Here is an 18,566-nt window from a genome sequence, read left to right on the forward strand (position 1 = left end):
TCCATGGACTTCCGTCTCACCCCGCGCCAGGCACAGCTCAAGGCCGAGGCGCGCGCCCTCACCGACTTCATCGCCACCTACGAGACCCAGTGCGAGGAGGACAACGGCCTGCCCGCCGACGCCCACGCCAAGGTCCGTGACGCCGTCCTCGACGCCGGACTCCAGGCCGTCAACATGCCCGCCGAGTGGGGCGGCGCCGGACTCACCATCGCCGAACAGGCCACCGTGCAGGAGGAGCTGGGGCGGCTCACCGGCGCCCTGTGGGACATGGTGTGGCGGCCCGCCAACGCGCTCCGCTTCTGCACCCCCGAGCAGCGCGAGCGGTTCCTCATCCCGGTGATCAACGGCGAGCGGCGCGACTGCTACGCCGTCACCGAGCCCGGCGCCGGGTCCGACCCGCAGAACCTCGCCACCACCGCCACCCGGAACGACCAGGGCTGGGTGCTCAACGGCGAGAAGTGGTTCGTCACCGTCGGCGACCACGCCGACTTCATGATCGTCCTCGCGGCGGCGGGCCCGGAGCGCGCACCGACCCTCTTCCTGGTCGACAAGGACACCCCCGGCATCGAGATGACCCGGGTCCCGCGCTGGATGCACACCTTCGTCTACGAGCACCCCGAGTTCACCTTCACCGACGTCCAGGTCGGCGATGACGCCGTCCTCGGCGGCATCGGCGAGGGCTACGACATCACGCGCTCCTGGTTCACCGAGGAGCGCCTGATGATCGCCGCCCGTACCATCGGCGCGGCCGAGCGGGCGCTGGAACTCTCCCGTGACTGGGCCGTGGAGCGGGAGCAGTTCGGGGCGCCGATCTCCTCGTACCAGCTGATCCAGGGCATGCTCGCCGACTGCGCCGTGGACATCGCCGTCAACCGCGCCTACACCCACCAGGTCGCCTGGGAGATCGACCAGGCCACGGCGGAGGACCGCAAGACCCTGCACGCCAAGGCGGCCATCGCCAAGCTCTCGGCGAGCGAGGCCTCGGGGCGCGTGATCGACCGCTGCCTCCAGATCCACGGCGGGCGCGGCTACGACCGCTCCTACGCCGTCGAACGGCTCTATCGCGAGCTGCGCGTGGACCGCATCTGGGAGGGCACCTCCGAGATCCAGCGGCTGATCATCGCCAACGAACTCGTCAAGCGCGGCACGGGCGTCCTGGACCTGCCCGCCGCCTGAGCCGCATCGTCGCAGACCGGAGAGAGGAAGACGGATGACCGACATCAAGCGCGTGGGAGTCGTCGGCTGCGGGCTGATGGGCGCCGGCATCGCCGAGGTCTGCGCACGGGCCGACGTACCGGTCACGGTCGTGGAGCGCGACGCGGAGGCGGCCCGGGCCGGCCGCCTCCGCATCACCCGCTCGCTCGACCGGGCCACCGCACACGGCAGACTGAGCGACGAACGACGGGAGGCCGCCGACGCCTTGATCACCGTCGTGCATGAACTCGAGGCACTGCACGACCACGACCTGGTCATCGAAGCGGTCGCCGAGGACGAGGCCCTCAAGGTCGACGTCTTCACCCGCCTCGACTCCGTGCTCACCGGCGACCACACCATTCTGGCGACCAACACCTCCTCCATCCCGGTCATCAGGCTCGCCGCCGCGACGACCCGGCCCGACCGGGTCGTCGGGGTGCACTTCTTCAACCCCGTACCGGTCCTGCGCCTCGTCGAACTCGTGCCCTCGCTGCTCACCTCGCCCGTCACGGCGGCACGGGCCGAGGAGTTCGTCACCGGTACTCTCGGCAAGGAGGTGGTCCGGACCCGCGACAAGGCCGGGTTCGTCGTCAACGCGCTGCTCGTGCCGTATCTGCTGGCGGCCGTCCGCATGGTGGAGTCGGGCAGCGCGACCGTCGAGGACGTCGACCGGGGCATGGTCCTCGGCTGCGCGCATCCGCTGGGCCCGCTGGCCCTGACGGACCTCATCGGCCTCGACACCACACGCGCCATCGCCGAGTCGCTGTACGCCGAGTTCCGCGAGCCCCAGTACTCGCCGCCCCCGCTGCTGTCCCGGATGGTGGAGGCCGGTCTGCTGGGGCGGAAGTCCGGGCGGGGCTTCCACACGTACGACGAAGAGCCGCGGCACGAGGCCCCCGTACCGGCGAGGCGGCCGTGAGGGAAGATGGTCATGGCGTACGACCACCGAACGAGGGGAGCCGCAGGGTGTCCACCAAGGTGCGCACGGCAGACACGCGCGAGCGCATCCTGACCGCGGCGTGCGAGGTCATCGCCGACATCGGGTTCGAGAAGATCCGCATGCGCATGGTCGCCGAGCGCGCCGGAGTGTCGACGGCGCTGCTCCACTACCACTTCGACACCCGCGAGAAGCTGTTCACCGAGGCGATGACCCACTCCTTCGCCCACACCGCCGTCGACCTCGAACACGACGCGGAGACGGCCCCGGCGGCGGTCATCCTGGCCCGCATCCTGCGCAACCTGCTGCCCACCGATCCCCAGCTCCACCAGGACTGGCGGCTCTGGCAGGAACTCTGGGTCAGGGCGCTGCGCGACGAGACCACCCGGGTCTTCGCCGTGGACCTCTACGCGCAGTTGCACGCCTGGGTGGGGGACGCGGTACGGCGCGGTATCGACTCCGGCGAGTTCACGCCGACCGACGTCGACGACCTCAGCACGCTCGTGCTGTCCCTGAGCGACGGCTACGGCATCCGCCTCATGCTGCGCGACCCGACGGTCACCCTCGACACGGCCCTCACCGCCGTATGGCGCCATGTCTCTACCGCACTCGGCCTGCCGGACACCGTCCCGACGGAGTGAGATCGCCGCCGGCTGTCACAGACCCGGACGCCGCCCTGTCTCTCTGGTGAGTCAGTCAACCAGTGAACGGAGACAGTGATGAAGATCGTGGTCGTCGGCGGTACGGGCCTCATCGGCTCGCAGGTGGTCACGCTGCTGCGTGACAAGGGACACGAGGCCGTGGCCGCCGCCCCCACCACGGGCGTCGACACCCTCACCGGCGAGGGACTTGCCGAGGTCCTCAAGGGCGCGGACGTGGTCGTGGACGTGTCGAACTCGCCGTCCTTCGACACCGAACCGGCCCTGGACTTCTTCACCCGCTCGGCGCGGAACCTGTTCGCCGCCGAGAAGGAGGCGGGCGTCCGGCACCATGTCGGACTGTCCATCGTGGGTGTCGACCAGGTGCCCGGCTACGGCTACTACGAGGCCAAGGTCGCCCAGGAGAACGCCGTGCGCGGCAGCGGCGTGCCCTACAGCCTCGTGCGTGCCACCCAGTTCTTCGAGTTCATCGCCCCGGTGATGGACATGTCCACCGAGGGCGGCGAGGTGCGCCTGCCGTCCCTGCGGCTGCGTCCGATCGCCTCCGCCGAGGTGGCCGCCGCCGTCGCCGAGGCGGCGCAGGGCGAACCGTCGAACGGCATCCGCAACATCGCCGGACCCGAGACCCACGGCCTGGACTGGTTCGGCGAACTCACCCTGGCGGCGAAGCCGGACGGCCGCACCGTCGTCACGGACGAGACCGCCAGTCTGTTCGCCGGCATGCCCGACGTGCTCACCGGCGACGAGAGTGCGCACCTCTCGGCCGTCCGCTACGAGGAGTGGCTCCAGCAGCACTGATGAAGCCAGGGGCTACGGGCGGTCGGTGAGCCTGCGGGCCGACCGCTCGTACGCCCTCAGCTTGTCCGGCGTCAGCACCCAGTAGAGCCCGTCGATGCCGTCCGGGCCCACGGTGGCGCTCACCAGGGCGACGGCGACCCCGTCCCGGGCGAGCAGCAGGCAGGGCTGTCCGTTGGCCTGGACCATGCCGTAGTCGGCCCCGGGGAAGAACTTCTGGGCGAAGGCCGTCACCCTGGCCACGCGCCCGGCCCCCACGATCTCCAGCCGCGCCACACCTCGCATGCCGTTGCCGTCCGCGTACGCGACGACATCGGCCGACAGCACGGTCTCCAGCGCGGCGACGTCACCGTGCCGCGCGGCGGCCACGAAGGCGTCGAGCAGGCGCCGGTGCTGCGCCGTGTCGACCGGTTCCCGCCGCTCGGCGGACAGCCGCTTACGGGCCCGGCTGACGATCTGCCGGGTGTTGGCCTGGCTCAGCTCCAGCATGCCCGCGATCTCGTCGTACGCGTAGTCGAACGCCTCGCGCAGCACGTACGCCGCCCGCTCCACCGGATTCAGTCGCTCCAGGACCAGCAGCACGGCCAGCTCCAGCGCCTCGCCGCGTTCCGCGCCGACCTGCGGATCGACGCTCGTGTCCACGGGCTCCGGCAGCCACGGCCCGACATAGGCCTCGCGGCGCACCCGCGCCGACTGGGCCACGTTGATCGCCAGCCGGGTGGTGATCTTCGCCAGGAACGCCCCGTGATCCCGCACGGCGCTCCGGTCGGCGCCCTGCCAGCGCAGCCACACGTCCTGCACCACGTCCTCGGCCTCGGACACGCTGCCCAGGACGCGGTAGGCGATGCCGAACAGCCGGGGACGCAAGCGCTCGAAGGCGTCCGCCGCCGCGTCCAGCGCGTCGTCGAGGGGCTGCCGCTGGTCCATGCTGCCGATGCCTCCGGGGTCGACCGTCGTGGCTCCGACAGTACGTCCCCCGGAGTGCTCGGACGGGTTCCTAGACCTCGTAGCGGGGTGTCCACTGCGCCTGCGCGACCGCCTTGCGCAGCTCCTCCTCCGTCGCGTGCGGGGCCACCCCGTCCTCGACGGCGGCGAGGGCCGCGGCCAGGGCGATCTCGCGGGCGGAGTCCCGCATCCCGGTCAGGGGCGGCAGCAGCGGCACGGGCCCGTCCACGCCGTCCGCCGCCTGGACCGCGCATTCGGCGACGGCACGGGCGGCGGCCACGAGCATGCGGTCGGTGACGCGGGTGGCACGGCTCGCGGTCACCGCGAGCCCCATGGCCGGGAAGACGTACACGTTGTTGGACTGCGCCACCGGCACCTCGTGCCCGTCCACCGTCAGCGGCGGGAAGGGCGAGCCGGTGGCGATCAGCGCCCGGCCGTCGGTCCAGCGGGTGAGGTCGGCGGGCTCGGCCTCGGAGTGGGAGGTCGGGTTGGAGAGCGGGAAGACGACCGGCCGCTCGCATGTCGAGGCCATCTGCCGCACGATCTCCTCGGTGAACGCGCCGTGAGCCGTCGACAGCCCGATCAGCGCCGTCGGCTCGACGCGGCGCACCACCTCGGCGAGGCCCGTGCCGTCCCAGTCGGTCACCTCGCTGTCGTCGCGCGCGAACACCCGCTGCTGCGGAGTCAGTTCGTCGCGGGAGCGCACCAGCAGGCCGTCGACGTCGAGGATCCAGAACCGCGCCGTGGCCTCGTCCTCCGACAGCCCCTCGTCGACCATCGCCGTACGGATCATGTCGGCGACACCGATGGCCGCCGACCCCGCGCCGAGGATCACCAGCCGCTGGTCGGGCAGCGGAGTGCCCGCCACGTCCGCCGCGGTGGACAGGGCGCCGAGCGCGACGGCAGCCGTGCCCTGGATGTCGTCGTTGAACGTGAGCAGCCGGTCGCGGTAGCGGGCCAGGATCGGATGGGCGTGGGCGGTGGCGAAGTCCTCCCACTGGAGCAGCGTCCCGGGCAGCTCCGCCTCGACCGCCGACACGAAGGCCTCGATCATCTCGTCGTACTCGGCACCGGTCAGCCTGCGGTCACGCCGGCCCAGGTAGCGCGGGTTGTCCAGCAGGGCCTCGTTGTCCGTGCCGACGTCCAGCAGGACCGGCAGCGTACGGGCGGGGTGGATGCCGCCGATCGCCGTGTAGAGGCTGAGCTTGCCGATCGGGATGCCCATGCCGCCCACGCCCTGGTCGCCGAGCCCCAGGATGCGCTGCCCGTCGGTGACGACGATGACGTCCACGTCGTGGTCCGGGTAGGGCCGGTTGCGCAGGATGTCCTGGAAGCGGTGCCGGTCCTCCCAGCTCAGGAACAGCCCGCGCGGCCGCCGGTAGATCTCGCTGAACCGCTGACAGGCCTCACCCACCGTCGGCGTGTAGACGACGGGCAGCAGCTCCTCCAGGTACTCGGTGACCAGACGGTAGAAGAGCACCTCGTTGGTGTCCTGCAGCTGCCGCAGATAGATGTGCCGGTTGAGGGGCTTGTCGTAGCCGCGGAACGCCTCGTAGGCGCGGGCGACCTGCTCGTCCAGGGTCTCCACGGCGGGCGGCAGCAGCCCGTCGAGCCCGAGCCGCGCACGCTCCTCCCGGCTGAAGGCGGTGCCCTTGTTGACCAGCGGGTCGGCCAGGGTCGTGACGGCGGGGCTCGTGGTGGTGCGGGGGTGGTGATTCATGGGCTGGTCCATGACGTGACGACTTCCCCGCCCCGAACGGCCCAACCGAACGCTCCGGAGGAGGCAAGGGCGGGGGAGCGGTGTGACCGTGGTGGAAGGGACGCGCCTGCGTACACGGACGAGGAGGCACGATGGCGGGACTGGTCGAGGGCGGCAGGGCAAGCGCTGCCACGACGGGCGGCGCGCAACAGCCGCCGGAACGGTCCCGGGGCGTCCTCGAGCGGCTCGGCGCCGTCGCCGACGCCGTCCTCTACGAGGGCTACCTCCTCTACCCCTACCGCCGGTCCTCGGCCAAGAACCGCGTCCGATGGCAGTTCGGGGTGCTCTTCCCCCGGGACTGGGTGGAGGCGGACGGCCCCGTCGTCCCCGGCGTGTCGGGCTCCGCCGACTCCTGGTACCAGCAGACCGAGTGCCTCATGCGCGTCCGGCGGCCCGGCGACGCCTCCGTCCGCGTGCGGATCCGCTACCTCCAGACGCAGCGCAAGCAGGTGGAGGACAGCGGCCGGCACCCCGTCGCGTCGCTGCGCACCGACGACGGCACGGTGCATCTGACCTTCGACGAGGCGGTACCGCGCGAGTGCGAGGTCGTGGTCCCCCTCGACGAGCTCCTCGGCACGGGACGCACCGTTCCCGTGGGCGCCGCGGCCGGCGTGGACGTCGAGCTGCTGCCCGCGGGCGCCGGGCGGGTGGTGCGGCACCGCGACGAGGTGCGGGCCGAGGCCACCGTCACCGCCGAGCGACTCACCGACGACCTCTGCCGGCTGCGCGTCCGGACGGCCAACACCGGGACCGCGCCGGAGGGACGGGTCGCACGTGACGAGGCCTTGCGACGCGCCCTCATCGCCACCCACACCCTCATCGGCGGTGACGGGGTGGAGTTCGTCTCGCTGATCGACCCCCCGGCGGACCTGGCGGCACCCGCGCGCGCGTGCCGCAACGAGTTCACCTTCCCCGTCCTCGGCGGCACGGCCGAGGACGGCGGAGCCGAGGACGGGGCAGTCGAGGACGCCGGGCACGGGCACCTCCTGCTGTCCGCGCCGATCATCCTGCCCGACCACCCCCAGGTCGCCCCCGAGAGCCCGGGCGATCTGCACGACGCCGCGGAGATCGACGAGATCCTCACCCTGCGCACCATGCTGCTGACCGACGAGGAGAAGCGCGAGGCGCGGGCCACCGATCCCAGGGCGGCCGCGATCCTCGACCGGGTCGACACCATGCCGCAGGAGGTCTTCGAACGGCTGCACGGCGCCGTCCGCTCCCTGGCACCGGTCGCCGCCCCGGCACTGGCCGCCCCGGCACCGGTCGCCCCTGCGGCGGCCGCAGCCGCGGCCGCCGAACGCCCCGCCTGGTGGCAGGAGGGCGCCGACGACGGTCTCTCGCCGACCACCGACACCGTGCTCGTCGACGGCGTGCCCCTCGGCGGCGGCAGCCGCGTCCGGCTCCGCCCCCGCGTACGGGGCGCCGACGCGCAGGACATGTTCCTGGCCGGCCGGACCGCCGAGGTCGCCGCCGTCTTCCACGACGTGGACGGCAGCGTGCACCTCGCCGTCACCCTCGACGACGACCCCGCGGCCGAACTGCACACCTGGTACGGCCGCTTCCACTACTTCCGGCCCGACGAGCTCGAACCGCTCGCGCCCGCCGGAACCCCGGACGAGCCGTCGGCACCGGCTCCCGCCGCGGCACCAGCGCGGCACACGACCGACTCCGAGACCCCCGCAGCGGAGGCCGACTGACATGACAACGAACAGCGGTACAGCCGAGGTCAGCAAGGAACCCGATCGCGCCGAGGACCGTCAGGGCATCGACGAGATCACCATCCTCTGGATCTCCGAAGGCATGAGCTGCGACGGCGACACCGTCTCGCTGACCGCCGCCGACCAGCCCTCCATCGAGGACCTGGTGCTCGGCCTGATCCCGGGCCTGCCGAAGGTGAACCTGGTCAACAAGGTGCTCTCCCCGAGCCTGGGCGGCGAGGACTTCCTCGCCCCCTACCGGGCCGCCGTACGCGGCGAACTCGCCCCGTTCATCCTCGTCATCGAGGGCTCGGTCCCCAACCAGAACATCATCGAGGGCGACGGCTACTGGACGTCCTTCGGCAACGACCCGGAGACCGGCGAGCCGCAGCCCCTGAACTGGTGGATCGACCAACTGGCCCCCAAGGCCTGGGCCGTGGTGGCCGCCGGCACCTGCGCCACCTTCGGCGGCATCCACGCCATGTCCGGCAACCCCACCGGCTGCATGGGCCTCGCCGACTACCTGGGCTGGGACTACACCTCGCAGGGCGGGCTGCCCATCGTCAACGTGCCCGGCTGCCCGATCCAGCCCGAGAACTTCATGGAGACCCTGGTCTGGGTCCTCTACCACGCGGCCGGTTCCGCACCCCCGCCGCCGCTGGACCACATGCTGCGCCCGCAGTGGCTCTTCGGGAAGACGGTCCACGAGGGCTGCGACCGCGGCTCGTACTACGAGCAGGCCAGCTTCGCCAAGGACTACAACTCGCCCAAGTGCCTGGTCAAAACGGGCTGTTGGGGGCCGGTCGTCAACTGCAACGTGCCCAAGCGCGGCTGGATGGCCGGCATCGGCGGCTGCCCGAACGTCGGCGGCATCTGCATCGGATGCACGATGCCCGGCTTCCCCGACGCGTTCATGCCGTTCATGGACGAGCCTCCGGGCAGCACCCTGTCGTCCATGGTCATCAAGCCCTACGGATCCGTCATCCGCCGGCTGCGCGGCGTGACCAACGAGCTCGTCAACCACGAGCCCAGATGGCGCCACAACAAGCGCAAGCTGACCAGCGGCTACGACCCGCACTGGCGGTCCTCGTGACGCCCGGCACCCACCGCACCACCCACCCCCACACCACCGACAGCGAGGGGCAGTACCACAGATGACGACCACCGAGGCCCGGCCCACGGAGCGCAAGCCGCCCCAACTCGTGGACATGTCCTGGGATCCGATCACCCGGATCATCGGGAACCTGGGCATCTACACGAAGATCGACTTCGCCAACCGGGAAGTCGTGGAATGCCACAGCACCTCGTCGCTGTTCCGCGGCTACTCGGTGTTCATGAAGGGCAAGGACCCGCGCGACGCGGGCTTCATCACGTCCCGGATCTGCGGCATCTGCGGCGACAACCACACCACCTGCTCCGACTACGCCCAGCAGATGGCCTACGGCGTGAAACCGCCCCCGCTCGCCGAGCACATCGTCAACCTCGGCGAAGCGGCGGAGTACATCTTCGATCACACGATCTTCCAGGACAACCTGGTCTTCGTGGACTTCTGCGAGGCGATGGTCAAGGCCACCACCCCCAGTGTGCTGGCCCGCGCCGAACGCACCGAGGCGCCCCGCGGCGAGACCCACGGCTACCGCACGATCGCCGACATCATGCGCGCCTTCAACCCCTTCGAGGGCGAGGTCTACAAGGAGGCCCTGAAGGTCAGCCGGATCACCCGCGAGATGTTCTGTCTCATGGAGGGGCGGCACGTCCACCCCTCCACGCTGTACCCGGGCGGTGTCGGCACGATGCCGCAGCCGACCGCCTTCACCGACTACCTCAGCCGGCTCATGCGGGTCATCGACTTCGTGAAGAAGTCCGTCGCCATGAACGACGACGTCTTCGACTTCTTCTACGAGGCGATGCCCGGCTACGAGGAGGTCGGCCGCCGCCGCACCCTGCTGGGCTGCTGGGGCGCCTTCCAGAACCCCGCGACCGTCGACTACCGCTACGAGACGATGAACTCCTGGGGCAAGGACATGTACGTCACCCCCGGCATCATCGTCGACGGCGAACTGGTCACCAACAACCTCGTCGACATCAACCTCGGCCTGCGCATCATGCTGGGCAGCTCGTACTACGAGGACTGGGTCAACGAATCGCCCTTCGTCACGCACGACCCGCTCGGCAACCCCGTCGACATGCGCCACCCGTGGAACCAGACGACCGTCCCGGTGCCGCAGAAGCGCGACTTCGACGACAAGTACAGCTGGGTCATGAGCCCGCGCTGGTACGACAAGCGGACCGACGCGCACCTCGCCCTCGACACCGGCGGCGGCCCGCTCGCCCGCCTGTGGTCGACCGCGCTGAGCGGCATCGTCGACACCCCGTACGTCAAGTCCACCGGCCACAGCGTGCGCATCTCGCTGCCCAAGGGCGAGTCGCTGCCGGAGACCACTCTGGAGTGGCGCATCCCGAAGTGGAGCAACACCATCGAGCGCGACCGCGCCCGGCCGTACTTCGTCGCGTACGCGGCCGCGATGGCCCTCCAGTTCCTGGAGGAGGCCATGGGGATGGTGCGCGCGGGCGAGACCAAGGTGTTCGAGAACTACGAGGTGCCCGACGAGGCGATCGGCTGCGGCTTCCACGAGGCGGTGCGCGGCGTCCTCTCCCACCACCTGGTGATCAAGGACAAGAAGATCGCCAACTACCACCCCTACCCGCCCACCCCGTGGAACGCCAGCCCCCGCGACATCTACGGCACCCCCGGGCCGTACGAGGACGCCGTCCAGGGCCAGCCCATCTTCGAGGAGAACGGGCCGGACGAGTTCAAGGGCGTCGACATCATGCGCACCGTCCGCAGCTTCGACCCCTGTCTGCCGTGCGGTGTGCACATGTACGTCGGCAAGGGCAAGACGCTGACCACCCTGCACTCGCCGACCTACGGGGCGAACCATGGCTGAGGCCGCCGGAGCGCGGCTGGCCGACCCGGAGGTGGAGGCCCGGCTCGCCCGGCTCGACGACCTGCTGGAAGGCCTGGAGTCCGCGCCCGGCCCCACCACCCGCTCCGCCACCGAGGCGGTAGCGCTCCTGACCGAGGTCTACGGCGAGGCACTGGCCCGCGTCATGGACCACGCGGACGGGACGCTGGCCGGGAACCTGGCCGGAGACGAACTGCTGGGCCATCTGCTGGTCCTGCACGACATCCACCCCGAGCCCGCCGAGCGCCGGGCGGCCCGTGCCGTAGAGCGGCTGCGGCCCGCCGTCCAGGAGCGCGGCGGCGACGTGGAGTGGGCCGGGGTGGAGGGGCGGGTCGGCCGGGTGCGCCTGACGTCGGGCGGCGGATGCGGCTCCGGCTGCGGCGGCGGAGGATCCGAGGTCACCGACGCGGTCCGGGCCGCGGTCCTCGCCGTGGCTCCCGAGCTGACGGCGGTGGAACCACTGCCGAGCACGCCGGCCCCCGCGTTCGTACCGCTGACCACCCTGACGACCCGGGACGCGCGGTGACCACCGACGGGGCACTGGCCCGCCTCATCCGCTCCTCGGCCGACCGCACGGCGGCGGCCGCGGAGGAGGTGTGCGACCTGTGCGCCGCGCCCCTCGCCGACGAGCACGCCCATCTGCACGACGCCGGGCAGGATGAGGTGCGCTGCGCCTGCCGGCCCTGCTCGGTGCTGTTCGCCGAGGCCGGGGCGGGCGACGGCCAGTACCGGCTCGTGCCCCGGCGCCGAATCCGGCTGCCGCATGTCGACACGGCGGTCCTGGGCGTACCGGTCGGTCTGGTCTTCTTCGTCCCCCGGGCGGACGGCACCGTCACCGCGCAGGGCCCGAGCCCGGCGGGGGCCATGCGCTGGGAGGTGGACGCGGCGGCCTGGCGGGAACTGGCCGGGACGGTTCCGGAGCTCGCCACCGTGGAACCCGAGGTGGAGGCCCTGCTGGTCAACACCGTCCACGGTCTCGACCACCACTGGATCGTGCCGGTCGACGACTGCTACCGGATGGTCGCCGTCGTACGACGGGAGTGGCGCGGCCTGTCCGGCGGAGGCCGGATCTGGCCGGTCGTCGAGCAGTTCTTCGAGGACCTCACCGAGCGGCCATGAGCACGCACTCCGAAGGTCGGAGGCGAGGAAGGAGAACACCCCATGGGCAGCATCAGAGTGGGCCGGCCCCAGGCGAAGCCCGACACCCCCGGGCATGTCGCCGGACTGCACCAGGGCAACAAGGGACGGTACGCGGAGCAGAAGGGCCACCACGAGGACGGCACCGCCGACGCGCGCCGCTCCACGGGGATCCACTGGAAGCGGCATGACGCCCTCGTGGAGAGCATGCCGAACATCTCGCCGGGATGAGAGCCGTTCCCGGACGGAGCAGGGAGTCGTCGCAATGAAGGTCAAACGAGCACGCAGACCCGTCGCCCGCAGACGCGACGGGATGAGCGGACAGCGGGTGCTGAAGGCCGAGGCCGTCCTGGTGGGCGGTGCGGTGCTGGCCCTGCTGTGCTGGGAGTGGCCCAGCCTGAGGCGGGAGGCCCGGATCTGGCGGATGTCCGGCGGGCTCCGCGCGGGCAAACGGTATCCGTGAGCCGGCCGTGCACGAGCTGTCGATCGCGACCGCGATCATCGAGCGGGCCGACGAGCTGGCCCGGGCGGACGGGACGGACGCCGTCTCGACCGTGACCGTCCGGGTCGGCGAGCTGGCGGGCGTCGTCCCCGACGCCCTCGGTTTCGCCTTCGAGGTGGCCCGCGACGGCACCGCCCTCGCGGGGGCCCGGCTCGTCGTCGAGCAGGTCCCCGGGCAGGCCTGGTGCGGCCCGTGCGCCGAGGAGTTCCCGGTGGGCATGCCCCCGTTCTTCTGGTGCCCGCGCTGCGACCAGCCCTCCAGCGACCTGCGCAGCGGCCGGGAACTGGAGATCACGGGCATCGAGCCCGCACCGGCCTCGGCATAGCGCGCGTGGGCCCCGCCGAGACCTTCGGCGGGGCCCACGCGCATGCCCGGTCAGCAGATGCGCGGCAACTGCTCGCCGAGCGGCAGATCCACCACCCGTGTCCCGCCCAGACCGGTGGCGACCACCACCATCCCGGGGTGCTCGGCGACGCACTCGCCGATGACCGTGGCCCCGGCGCCCTGCGGATGGGCCCGCATCGTCGCGAGCACCTCGTCCGCCGACGACGGTGGCACGAAGGCGACCAGCCGGCCCTCGTTGGCGACGTACAGGGGATCAAGCCCGAGGAAGCCGCAGGCGTTCGCCACGGCGTCCGGCACCGGAACGGCCCGCTCCTGGAGCCGGACCCCGGTCCCGGAGGCGCGGGCGATCTCGTTGAGGGACGCCGCGAGGCCACCCCGGGTGGGGTCGCGCAGCACATGGATGTCCGGGGTGACGGCCAGCATCGCCGCCACCAGATCCGCCAGCGGCGCGGTGTCGCTGGCGATCTCGACCCCGAACTCCAGCCCCTCCCGCACACTCATGATCGCCACCCCGTGCAGACCGATCGGCCCGCTGACGATCACGGCATCACCGGGCCGCGCGCGCTGCGGCCGGATGTCCACCCCGTCGGGCACGAGCCCCACCCCGGCCGTGGTCACATACACCCCGTCGCCGTGCCCGGACTCGACGACCTTGGTGTCACCGGTGGCGATGGTGACCCCGGCAGCCTCGGCCGCAGCCCCCATGGCGCGCGCGATCCGTCCGACGACGCTCAGCTCCACGCCCTCCTCCAGCACGAAGGCTGCGGAGAGGTAGGCCGGCCGGGCGCCGCTCATCGCGAGATCGTTGACCGTGCCGTTGACCGCGAGGTCACCCAGGCTGCCGCCCGGGAAGAACAGCGGCCTGACCACGTAGGAGTCGGTGGAGAACGCCAGCCGCGCGCCGCCCAGTTCGAGGACGGCGGAGTCGGCGAGAGCAGCCAGCGTGGCGTTGCCGTAGGCGGGGACGAAGACCTGCTCCATCAGCTCCGCCGACAGCGCGCCTCCGCCGCCGTGGCCCATCACCACCACCGGCTGGTCGCGCAGGGGAGCGGGGCAGGTCCAGTTCGCCGGGTCGACGGTGTCCGCGAGTTGTTCAGGCAACGGGGTTCATCTCCTCCCGCGCGGCCCGCTCGGCCTGCGGTGTCGCGGCGTTCATCCGGCGGTACAGGTAGTAGGCCGCGCAGGCGCCCTCGCTGGAGACCATGGTGGCGCCGAGCGGGGTGCGCGGGGTGCAGGTGGTGCCGAACGCCTCGCACTCGGTGGGCTTGATCAGCCCTTGGAGCACTTCGCCGCTGCGGCACTCGGCGGGCTCCTCGGTGCGGATCCCGGTGACGTCGAAGCGGTGCTCGGCGTCGTACGCCCGGAAGGCGTCGGTCAGCCGCCAGCCGCTCAGCGGGATCGGCCCGATGCCACGCCAGTTCCGGTCGGTGACCTCGAACACCTCCTCGATCATGCGCACCGCCGCCGGATTGCCCTCCTCGCGCACGGCACGCGGGTAGGCGTTCTCCACCCGGTGCTCACCGCGCTCCAGCTGCCGGACCGCCAGGCGGATGCCCTCCAGGATGTCCAGCGGCTCGAAGCCGGTCACCACCATCGGCACCCGGAACCGCGCGGCCAGTTCGGGGTACTCCGCCATGCCCATCACGCTGCACACATGCCCGGCGGCCAGAAAGCCCTGCACCCGGCAGGCGGGCGCCGTCATGATCGCCTCGATGGCCGGGGGCACCCGCACATGCGACACCAGCAGGCTGAAGTTGTTCAGCCCGAGACGCCGCGCCTGGTGCACGGCCATCGCGTTGGCGGGGGCCGTGGTCTCGAAGCCGATCGCGAAGAACACCACCTCCCGGTCCGGGTGGCGGCGGGCCAGTTCCAGGGCGTCGAGCGGCGAGTACACCACCCGTACGTCGCCGCCCTCGCCCTTGACCCGGAACAGGTCGCGGTCGGTGCCCGGCACGCGGAGCATGTCGCCGAAGGAGCAGAAGATCACGCCGGGCCGCGAGGCGATCTCCAGCGCCTGGTCGATGACGTCGAGGGGCGTGACACAGACGGGGCAGCCGGGGCCGTGGATCAACTCCACCTGCTCGGGCAGCAGTTGGTCGATGCCGTGCCGGATGATCGAGTGGGTCTGCCCGCCGCACACCTCCATCAGGGCCCACGGCCGGGTGGCGGTGGCGCGGATCTCGTCCAGCAGGCGCCGGGCCAGCCCGGGGTCGTTGAACTCGTCGATGTACTTCACGCCGTTCCCGCCTCCTTCGCCGCCTGCTCCCAGGCGTCCCCGAACTCCTCCTCCAGCAGACCCAGTTCCTCGAAGAGCTTCAGCGAGGCCAGGGCCGACTCCTCGTCCAGCCGCTGGAGCGCGAAACCGACGTGCACGATGACGTACTCACCCACCCGCACATCGGACACGTACTCCAGGCACGCCTGCTTCTGCACTCCGCCGAAGTCGATCAGCCCGGTGAGCGGTTCCGAACTGTCGTCGATGGACACGACCTTGCCGGGCACTGCCAAACACATGGGTCACTCCTCCTGTCGTAGGTGCGCCGCGACCACCAGCTGGCCGAGGGCCAGCCCGCCGTCGTTCGGCGGGACTTCGCCGTGGCGGAGCACCGCGAAGCCGGCTTCGGCCAGCAGCCGCGCGCACTCCTCCTCCAGCAGCGCGTTGGCGAAGACCCCGCCGCTGAGGGCGACGGTCGCCAGGCCGGTGTCCTGACGCGCACGCCGGCAGACCTCCGCGACGGCCCTCGCCACCGCACGGTGGAAGCGGGCGGCGAGCACGGGGGCCGGGGTGCCGCGCCGCAGATCGGCGACGAGGGCGCTCAGCACGGGCGCCGGGTCGTACGCACCGGCGGTGAAGCCGAAGTCGTAGGCCGAGGTGCCCTCGCCCCAGGCCGAAGCGGCGGCGGCCTCCAGCTCCAGGGCGGCCTGGGCCTCGTACCCCGCGCGATGGCACACGCCGACCAGGGACGACACGGCGTCGAAGAGCCGGCCCATGCTGGAGGTCGCGACACAGGCCACCCCGCGCGTCAACTGACGGTGCAGAACGGCCAGTTCCTCGGACGAACAGGCGGCCGCACTGGGCAGATCCGCGTCCCACGCCAGGCCCGCCGACCACAGCCGGGCCAGGGCCAGGCGGCAGGGGTTGGCCACGCCCGCGTCGCCGCCGGGCAGCGGGGCGGGGGCCAGACGGGCGAGGCGCCGGTAGCCGGTGTAGTCGGCGAGCAGGATCTCGCCGCCCCAGACCGTGCCGTCGTCGCCGTAGCCGGTGCCGTCGAAGGCGACACCGATCACGGGCGCGGTGCCGTCGAGGCCGTGCTGGGCCATCGTCGAGGCGATGTGCGCGTGATGGTGCTGGACGAAGACGGGCGCCAGCCGGTGGGCTCGCCTCCGTGCCCACCGCGCGGAGTGGTATCCGGGATGCCGGTCGGCGGCGACGAGTTCGGGGGTGATGCCGGTCAGCGACCGCAGGTGCGCCTCGGCCCGCCGGGCCGCCTCCAGGGTGGTCAGCTCGCCCATGTCCCCGATGTGCGGCCCGAACCAGGCGTGGTCGCCCTCGCCGAGGCACAGGGCGTTCTTCAGATCCCCGCCCACGGCGAGCGTCGGCCGCACCGGGACCGGCAGCCGCAGCGGTCGGGGCACATACCCCCGGGAGCGGCGCAGCACCTGCTCGGTGCCGTCGGGGCGTACCCGCAGCAGCGAGTCGTCGCAGGGCGAGGAGATCGGCCGGTCATGGGCGAGCCAGGCGTCGGCCAGACCGGCCAGCCGGGTCAGTGCCTCGTCGTCGTCCGTGACGATCGGTTCGCCGGAGCGGTTGCCGCTCGTCATCACCAGCACGCGCGGGCCCGGCGGATCACCGGGCAGGCCGAACAGCAGGGTGTGCACGGGCGTGTAGGGCAGCATGACGCCGAGGTGCGGGCTGCCGGGACAGACACCCGGCGCGAGGCCCGCCCGCTCCGCTCGCCGCCGCAGCAGGACGATGGGGCGCCGGGCGCTGGTGAGGGCGGCCAGTTCAGTCGTACTGGGGTCGGCGATCCGCCGTACGGCGTCGAGGTCCGCGCACATCACCGCGAACGGCTTGCCGCCGCGCGCCTTGCGGGCGCGCAGCGTCTCGACGGCCCGTGCGTCGGCGGCGTCACACGCCAGGTGGTAGCCGCCGAGGCCCTTGACGGCGACGATCCGCCCGGCGGCCAGCAGCGCCCGCGCCCCGGCCAGGGCGTCGGCGTCCCGCGCCGGGCGGATGTCGCTGCCGGAGGCGGGCAGCAGGCGCAGCCGGGGGCCGCAGTCGGGGCAGGCCACGGGCTGGGCGTGGAAGCGCCGGTCGCCGGGATCGCCGTACTCCCGGGCGCAGCCGGTACACATCGGGAAGCCGGCCATGGTCGTGACCGCCCGGTCGTACGGCATGCCCGTGGCGATGGTGAAGCGGGGCCCGCAGTGGGTGCAGGTGACGAACGGGTGCCGGTGACGGCGGTCGGCCGGATCGGCCAGGTCCCGCAGGCAGTCGGGGCAGGTCGCCGTGTCGGGCGGGAGGAGGGTGCGGCCGGGGGAGCGGTCGGTGGAACGGATGCCGAAGGCGTCGTCGGCGCCGCTGACGGGCAGGTCCTCGAACCCGACGCCGGTGACCGTGGCCAACGGCGGCGGCTCCTGGGCCAGCCGGTCGCAGAAGTCGGCGACGCCCTCCGGCGGTCCCTCCACCTCGATGAGGACACCGCTCGCCGTGTTGCTCACGAACCCGGCGAGCGCGAGATCGGTGGCCAGGCGGTGCACAAAGGGGCGGAACCCCACGCCCTGCACCGTGCCGCGCACGGTGACGCGACGGCGCACCGCCTGAGCGGCGGGCGCCGTCACGAGACGAGGCCGGCTTCGGTGCCCTCGTGGGAGTGGGAGTGGGAGTGGGAGTCGGAGTGCGAGTGGGAGTGCGGGCGGGGCGCCAGAGGAGGCCGGTGCACAGGGGCCCCGTCCCGTACGGCGAGCACCCGCTCCAGCAGCGTGTCGACACCGTCGTCGGTCCGGGCGCAGGAGAACAGCAGCTCCACCCCGGGGTTGACCCGCTGGACATTGGCGGCGAAGGCCGCCTGGTCGAAATCGGCGGGCCCGGCCAGATCGACCTTGGTGAGCACCACCAGATGGGCGGACCCGAAGGCCGTGGGGTACTTCAGCGGCTTGTCCTCGCCCTCCGTCACCGCCATCAGCACGATGCGCAGGCGCTCGCCGAGATCGTAGGAGGCCGGACAGACGAGGTTGCCGACGTTCTCGACGAACAGCAGCGAGGTGCCCTCGGGCAGCCAGCTCTCCACATGGCCGCGCAGCTGCCGCGCCTCCAGATGGCACAGCCCGTCCGTCAGCAGCTGCTTCACCGGGGCCCCCGAGCGGGCGAGCCGGTGCGCGTCGTTCTCGGTGGCCAGGTCGGCGGTGAGCGCGGCCACCGGAAGCCCCCGCTCCACCGCCCTGGCCAGCACCCGCCCGAGCAGCTCCGTCTTGCCGCTGCCCGGGCTGGACAGCAGGTTGACCACGCTCACGCCCCGCCGGGCCAGCTCCTCGCGCAGCCCCGCGGCCAGGGAGTCGTTCTTCGCCAGGACGGCCTGGGTGACCTCGTCCACGGAATCGCACATGGAGCCGCTCCTCGCGGTCGGTAA

19 protein-coding genes are annotated in these 18,566 nt (G+C 72.1%); 12 read left to right on the top strand and 7 right to left on the bottom strand.

Annotated elements, in window-relative coordinates; all coding sequences use genetic code 11:
* Window positions 1-3 precede the first annotated feature (3 nt).
* The 4 genes from NNW99_RS36355 to NNW99_RS36370 all read left to right on the top strand — a co-directional run bounded on the left by NNW99_RS36355 (window position 4) and on the right by NNW99_RS36370 (window position 3,588).
* A complete protein-coding gene (locus tag NNW99_RS36355) occupies window positions 4-1,176 on the top strand; it encodes an acyl-CoA dehydrogenase family protein (protein ID WP_215123454.1) in 1,173 nt (390 codons plus the stop codon).
* 34 nt (window positions 1,177-1,210) lie between these two features.
* Entirely contained in the window at window positions 1,211-2,113 is a 903-nt protein-coding gene (locus tag NNW99_RS36360) for a 3-hydroxybutyryl-CoA dehydrogenase (RefSeq protein WP_215123456.1), read from the top strand.
* Window positions 2,114-2,160: 47 nt separating this feature from the next.
* Window positions 2,161-2,772, top strand: coding sequence for a TetR/AcrR family transcriptional regulator (locus NNW99_RS36365; RefSeq protein WP_215123458.1), 612 nt, complete (start codon window positions 2,161-2,163; stop codon window positions 2,770-2,772).
* A 78-nt stretch (window positions 2,773-2,850) separates the two neighbouring features.
* A complete protein-coding gene (locus tag NNW99_RS36370) occupies window positions 2,851-3,588 on the top strand; it encodes an SDR family oxidoreductase (protein WP_215123459.1) in 738 nt (245 codons plus the stop codon).
* 12 nt (window positions 3,589-3,600) lie between these two features.
* On the opposite strand, the gene NNW99_RS36375 is transcribed toward NNW99_RS36370, so the two are convergent.
* Window positions 3,601-4,512, bottom strand: a complete 912-nt coding sequence (locus tag NNW99_RS36375; RefSeq protein WP_215123461.1) for an RNA polymerase sigma-70 factor — start codon at window positions 4,510-4,512, stop codon at window positions 3,601-3,603.
* Window positions 4,513-4,582: 70 nt separating this feature from the next.
* The gene (locus tag NNW99_RS36380; RefSeq protein ID WP_215123463.1) at window positions 4,583-6,262 is read right to left on the bottom strand and encodes an NAD-dependent malic enzyme; all 1,680 of its coding nucleotides are present in this window, start codon (window positions 6,260-6,262) and stop codon (window positions 4,583-4,585) included.
* A 119-nt stretch (window positions 6,263-6,381) separates the two neighbouring features.
* Between NNW99_RS36380 and NNW99_RS36385 the strand changes: the two genes are divergently transcribed.
* The 8 genes from NNW99_RS36385 to hypA all read left to right on the top strand — a co-directional run bounded on the left by NNW99_RS36385 (window position 6,382) and on the right by hypA (window position 12,916).
* Window positions 6,382-7,986, top strand: a complete 1,605-nt coding sequence (locus tag NNW99_RS36385; protein ID WP_215123464.1) for a hypothetical protein — start codon at window positions 6,382-6,384, stop codon at window positions 7,984-7,986.
* A 1-nt stretch (window position 7,987) separates the two neighbouring features.
* Complete coding sequence (locus tag NNW99_RS36390; RefSeq protein WP_215123466.1) at window positions 7,988-9,079, top strand: hydrogenase expression protein HypE; 1,092 nt, start codon at window positions 7,988-7,990, stop codon at window positions 9,077-9,079.
* Window positions 9,080-9,140: 61 nt separating this feature from the next.
* Window positions 9,141-10,934, top strand: a complete 1,794-nt coding sequence (locus tag NNW99_RS36395; RefSeq protein ID WP_215123468.1) for a nickel-dependent hydrogenase large subunit — start codon at window positions 9,141-9,143, stop codon at window positions 10,932-10,934.
* Window positions 10,927-11,478, top strand: a complete 552-nt coding sequence (locus tag NNW99_RS36400; RefSeq protein ID WP_215123470.1) for a NifU family protein — start codon at window positions 10,927-10,929, stop codon at window positions 11,476-11,478. The genes NNW99_RS36395 and NNW99_RS36400 overlap by 8 nt, the downstream gene beginning before the upstream one ends.
* On the top strand, window positions 11,475-12,071 hold the full coding sequence (locus NNW99_RS36405; protein ID WP_215123472.1) for a DUF5947 family protein: 597 nt from the start codon (window positions 11,475-11,477) through the stop codon (window positions 12,069-12,071). The genes NNW99_RS36400 and NNW99_RS36405 overlap by 4 nt, the downstream gene beginning before the upstream one ends.
* 42 nt (window positions 12,072-12,113) lie before the next feature.
* On the top strand, window positions 12,114-12,320 hold the full coding sequence (locus tag NNW99_RS36410; RefSeq protein WP_215123473.1) for a hypothetical protein: 207 nt from the start codon (window positions 12,114-12,116) through the stop codon (window positions 12,318-12,320).
* Between the two features lie 34 nt (window positions 12,321-12,354).
* Window positions 12,355-12,552 carry a hypothetical protein gene (locus tag NNW99_RS36415; RefSeq protein WP_215124632.1) on the top strand — a complete coding sequence of 66 codons (198 nt, stop codon included), beginning with the start codon at window positions 12,355-12,357 and terminating at the stop codon, window positions 12,550-12,552.
* A 7-nt stretch (window positions 12,553-12,559) separates the two neighbouring features.
* A complete protein-coding gene (gene hypA / locus NNW99_RS36420; RefSeq protein WP_215123475.1) occupies window positions 12,560-12,916 on the top strand; it encodes a hydrogenase maturation nickel metallochaperone HypA in 357 nt (118 codons plus the stop codon).
* Between the two features lie 50 nt (window positions 12,917-12,966).
* Here the strand turns inward: hypA and hypE are convergent, their stop codons facing one another.
* The 5 genes from hypE to hypB are packed head-to-tail and all read right to left on the bottom strand — an operon-like array spanning window position 12,967 to window position 18,542.
* A complete protein-coding gene (gene hypE, locus NNW99_RS36425; RefSeq protein WP_285439960.1) occupies window positions 12,967-14,037 on the bottom strand; it encodes a hydrogenase expression/formation protein HypE in 1,071 nt (356 codons plus the stop codon).
* Window positions 14,030-15,172 carry a hydrogenase formation protein HypD gene (hypD, locus tag NNW99_RS36430; RefSeq protein WP_215123477.1) on the bottom strand — a complete coding sequence of 381 codons (1,143 nt, stop codon included), beginning with the start codon at window positions 15,170-15,172 and terminating at the stop codon, window positions 14,030-14,032. The genes hypE and hypD overlap by 8 nt, the downstream gene beginning before the upstream one ends.
* Window positions 15,169-15,450: a HypC/HybG/HupF family hydrogenase formation chaperone gene (locus tag NNW99_RS36435; RefSeq protein WP_215123478.1), complete on the bottom strand. Its 282-nt coding sequence runs from the start codon at window positions 15,448-15,450 to the stop codon at window positions 15,169-15,171. Before NNW99_RS36435 ends, hypD begins: the two co-directional genes overlap by 4 nt.
* Window positions 15,451-15,453: 3 nt before the next feature.
* A complete protein-coding gene (gene hypF / locus NNW99_RS36440) occupies window positions 15,454-17,778 on the bottom strand; it encodes a carbamoyltransferase HypF (RefSeq protein ID WP_215123480.1) in 2,325 nt (774 codons plus the stop codon).
* Window positions 17,775-18,542: a hydrogenase nickel incorporation protein HypB gene (hypB, locus tag NNW99_RS36445; protein WP_215123482.1), complete on the bottom strand. Its 768-nt coding sequence runs from the start codon at window positions 18,540-18,542 to the stop codon at window positions 17,775-17,777. The genes hypF and hypB overlap by 4 nt, the downstream gene beginning before the upstream one ends.
* Between the last annotated feature and the right edge of the window lie 24 nt (window positions 18,543-18,566).

Source organism: Streptomyces sp. CRCS-T-1 (assembly GCF_024442335.1).
GTDB lineage: Bacteria > Actinomycetota > Actinomycetes > Streptomycetales > Streptomycetaceae > Streptomyces > Streptomyces koelreuteriae.

Coding starts and splice junctions, on each gene's coding strand:
- NNW99_RS36355 (WP_215123454.1), top strand. CDS start 4: ATGGACTTCCGTCTCACCCCGCGCCAGGCACAGCTCAAGGCCGAGGCG.
- NNW99_RS36360 (WP_215123456.1), top strand. CDS start 1,211: ATGACCGACATCAAGCGCGTGGGAGTCGTCGGCTGCGGGCTGATGGGC.
- NNW99_RS36370 (WP_215123459.1), top strand. CDS start 2,851: ATGAAGATCGTGGTCGTCGGCGGTACGGGCCTCATCGGCTCGCAGGTG.
- NNW99_RS36375 (WP_215123461.1), bottom strand. CDS start 4,512: ATGGACCAGCGGCAGCCCCTCGACGACGCGCTGGACGCGGCGGCGGAC.
- NNW99_RS36380 (WP_215123463.1), bottom strand. CDS start 6,262: ATGGACCAGCCCATGAATCACCACCCCCGCACCACCACGAGCCCCGCC.
- NNW99_RS36385 (WP_215123464.1), top strand. CDS start 6,382: ATGGCGGGACTGGTCGAGGGCGGCAGGGCAAGCGCTGCCACGACGGGC.
- NNW99_RS36390 (WP_215123466.1), top strand. CDS start 7,988: ATGACAACGAACAGCGGTACAGCCGAGGTCAGCAAGGAACCCGATCGC.
- NNW99_RS36395 (WP_215123468.1), top strand. CDS start 9,141: ATGACGACCACCGAGGCCCGGCCCACGGAGCGCAAGCCGCCCCAACTC.
- NNW99_RS36400 (WP_215123470.1), top strand. CDS start 10,927: ATGGCTGAGGCCGCCGGAGCGCGGCTGGCCGACCCGGAGGTGGAGGCC.
- NNW99_RS36410 (WP_215123473.1), top strand. CDS start 12,114: ATGGGCAGCATCAGAGTGGGCCGGCCCCAGGCGAAGCCCGACACCCCC.
- NNW99_RS36415 (WP_215124632.1), top strand. CDS start 12,355: ATGAAGGTCAAACGAGCACGCAGACCCGTCGCCCGCAGACGCGACGGG.
- NNW99_RS36435 (WP_215123478.1), bottom strand. CDS start 15,450: ATGTGTTTGGCAGTGCCCGGCAAGGTCGTGTCCATCGACGACAGTTCG.
- hypB (WP_215123482.1), bottom strand. CDS start 18,542: ATGTGCGATTCCGTGGACGAGGTCACCCAGGCCGTCCTGGCGAAGAAC.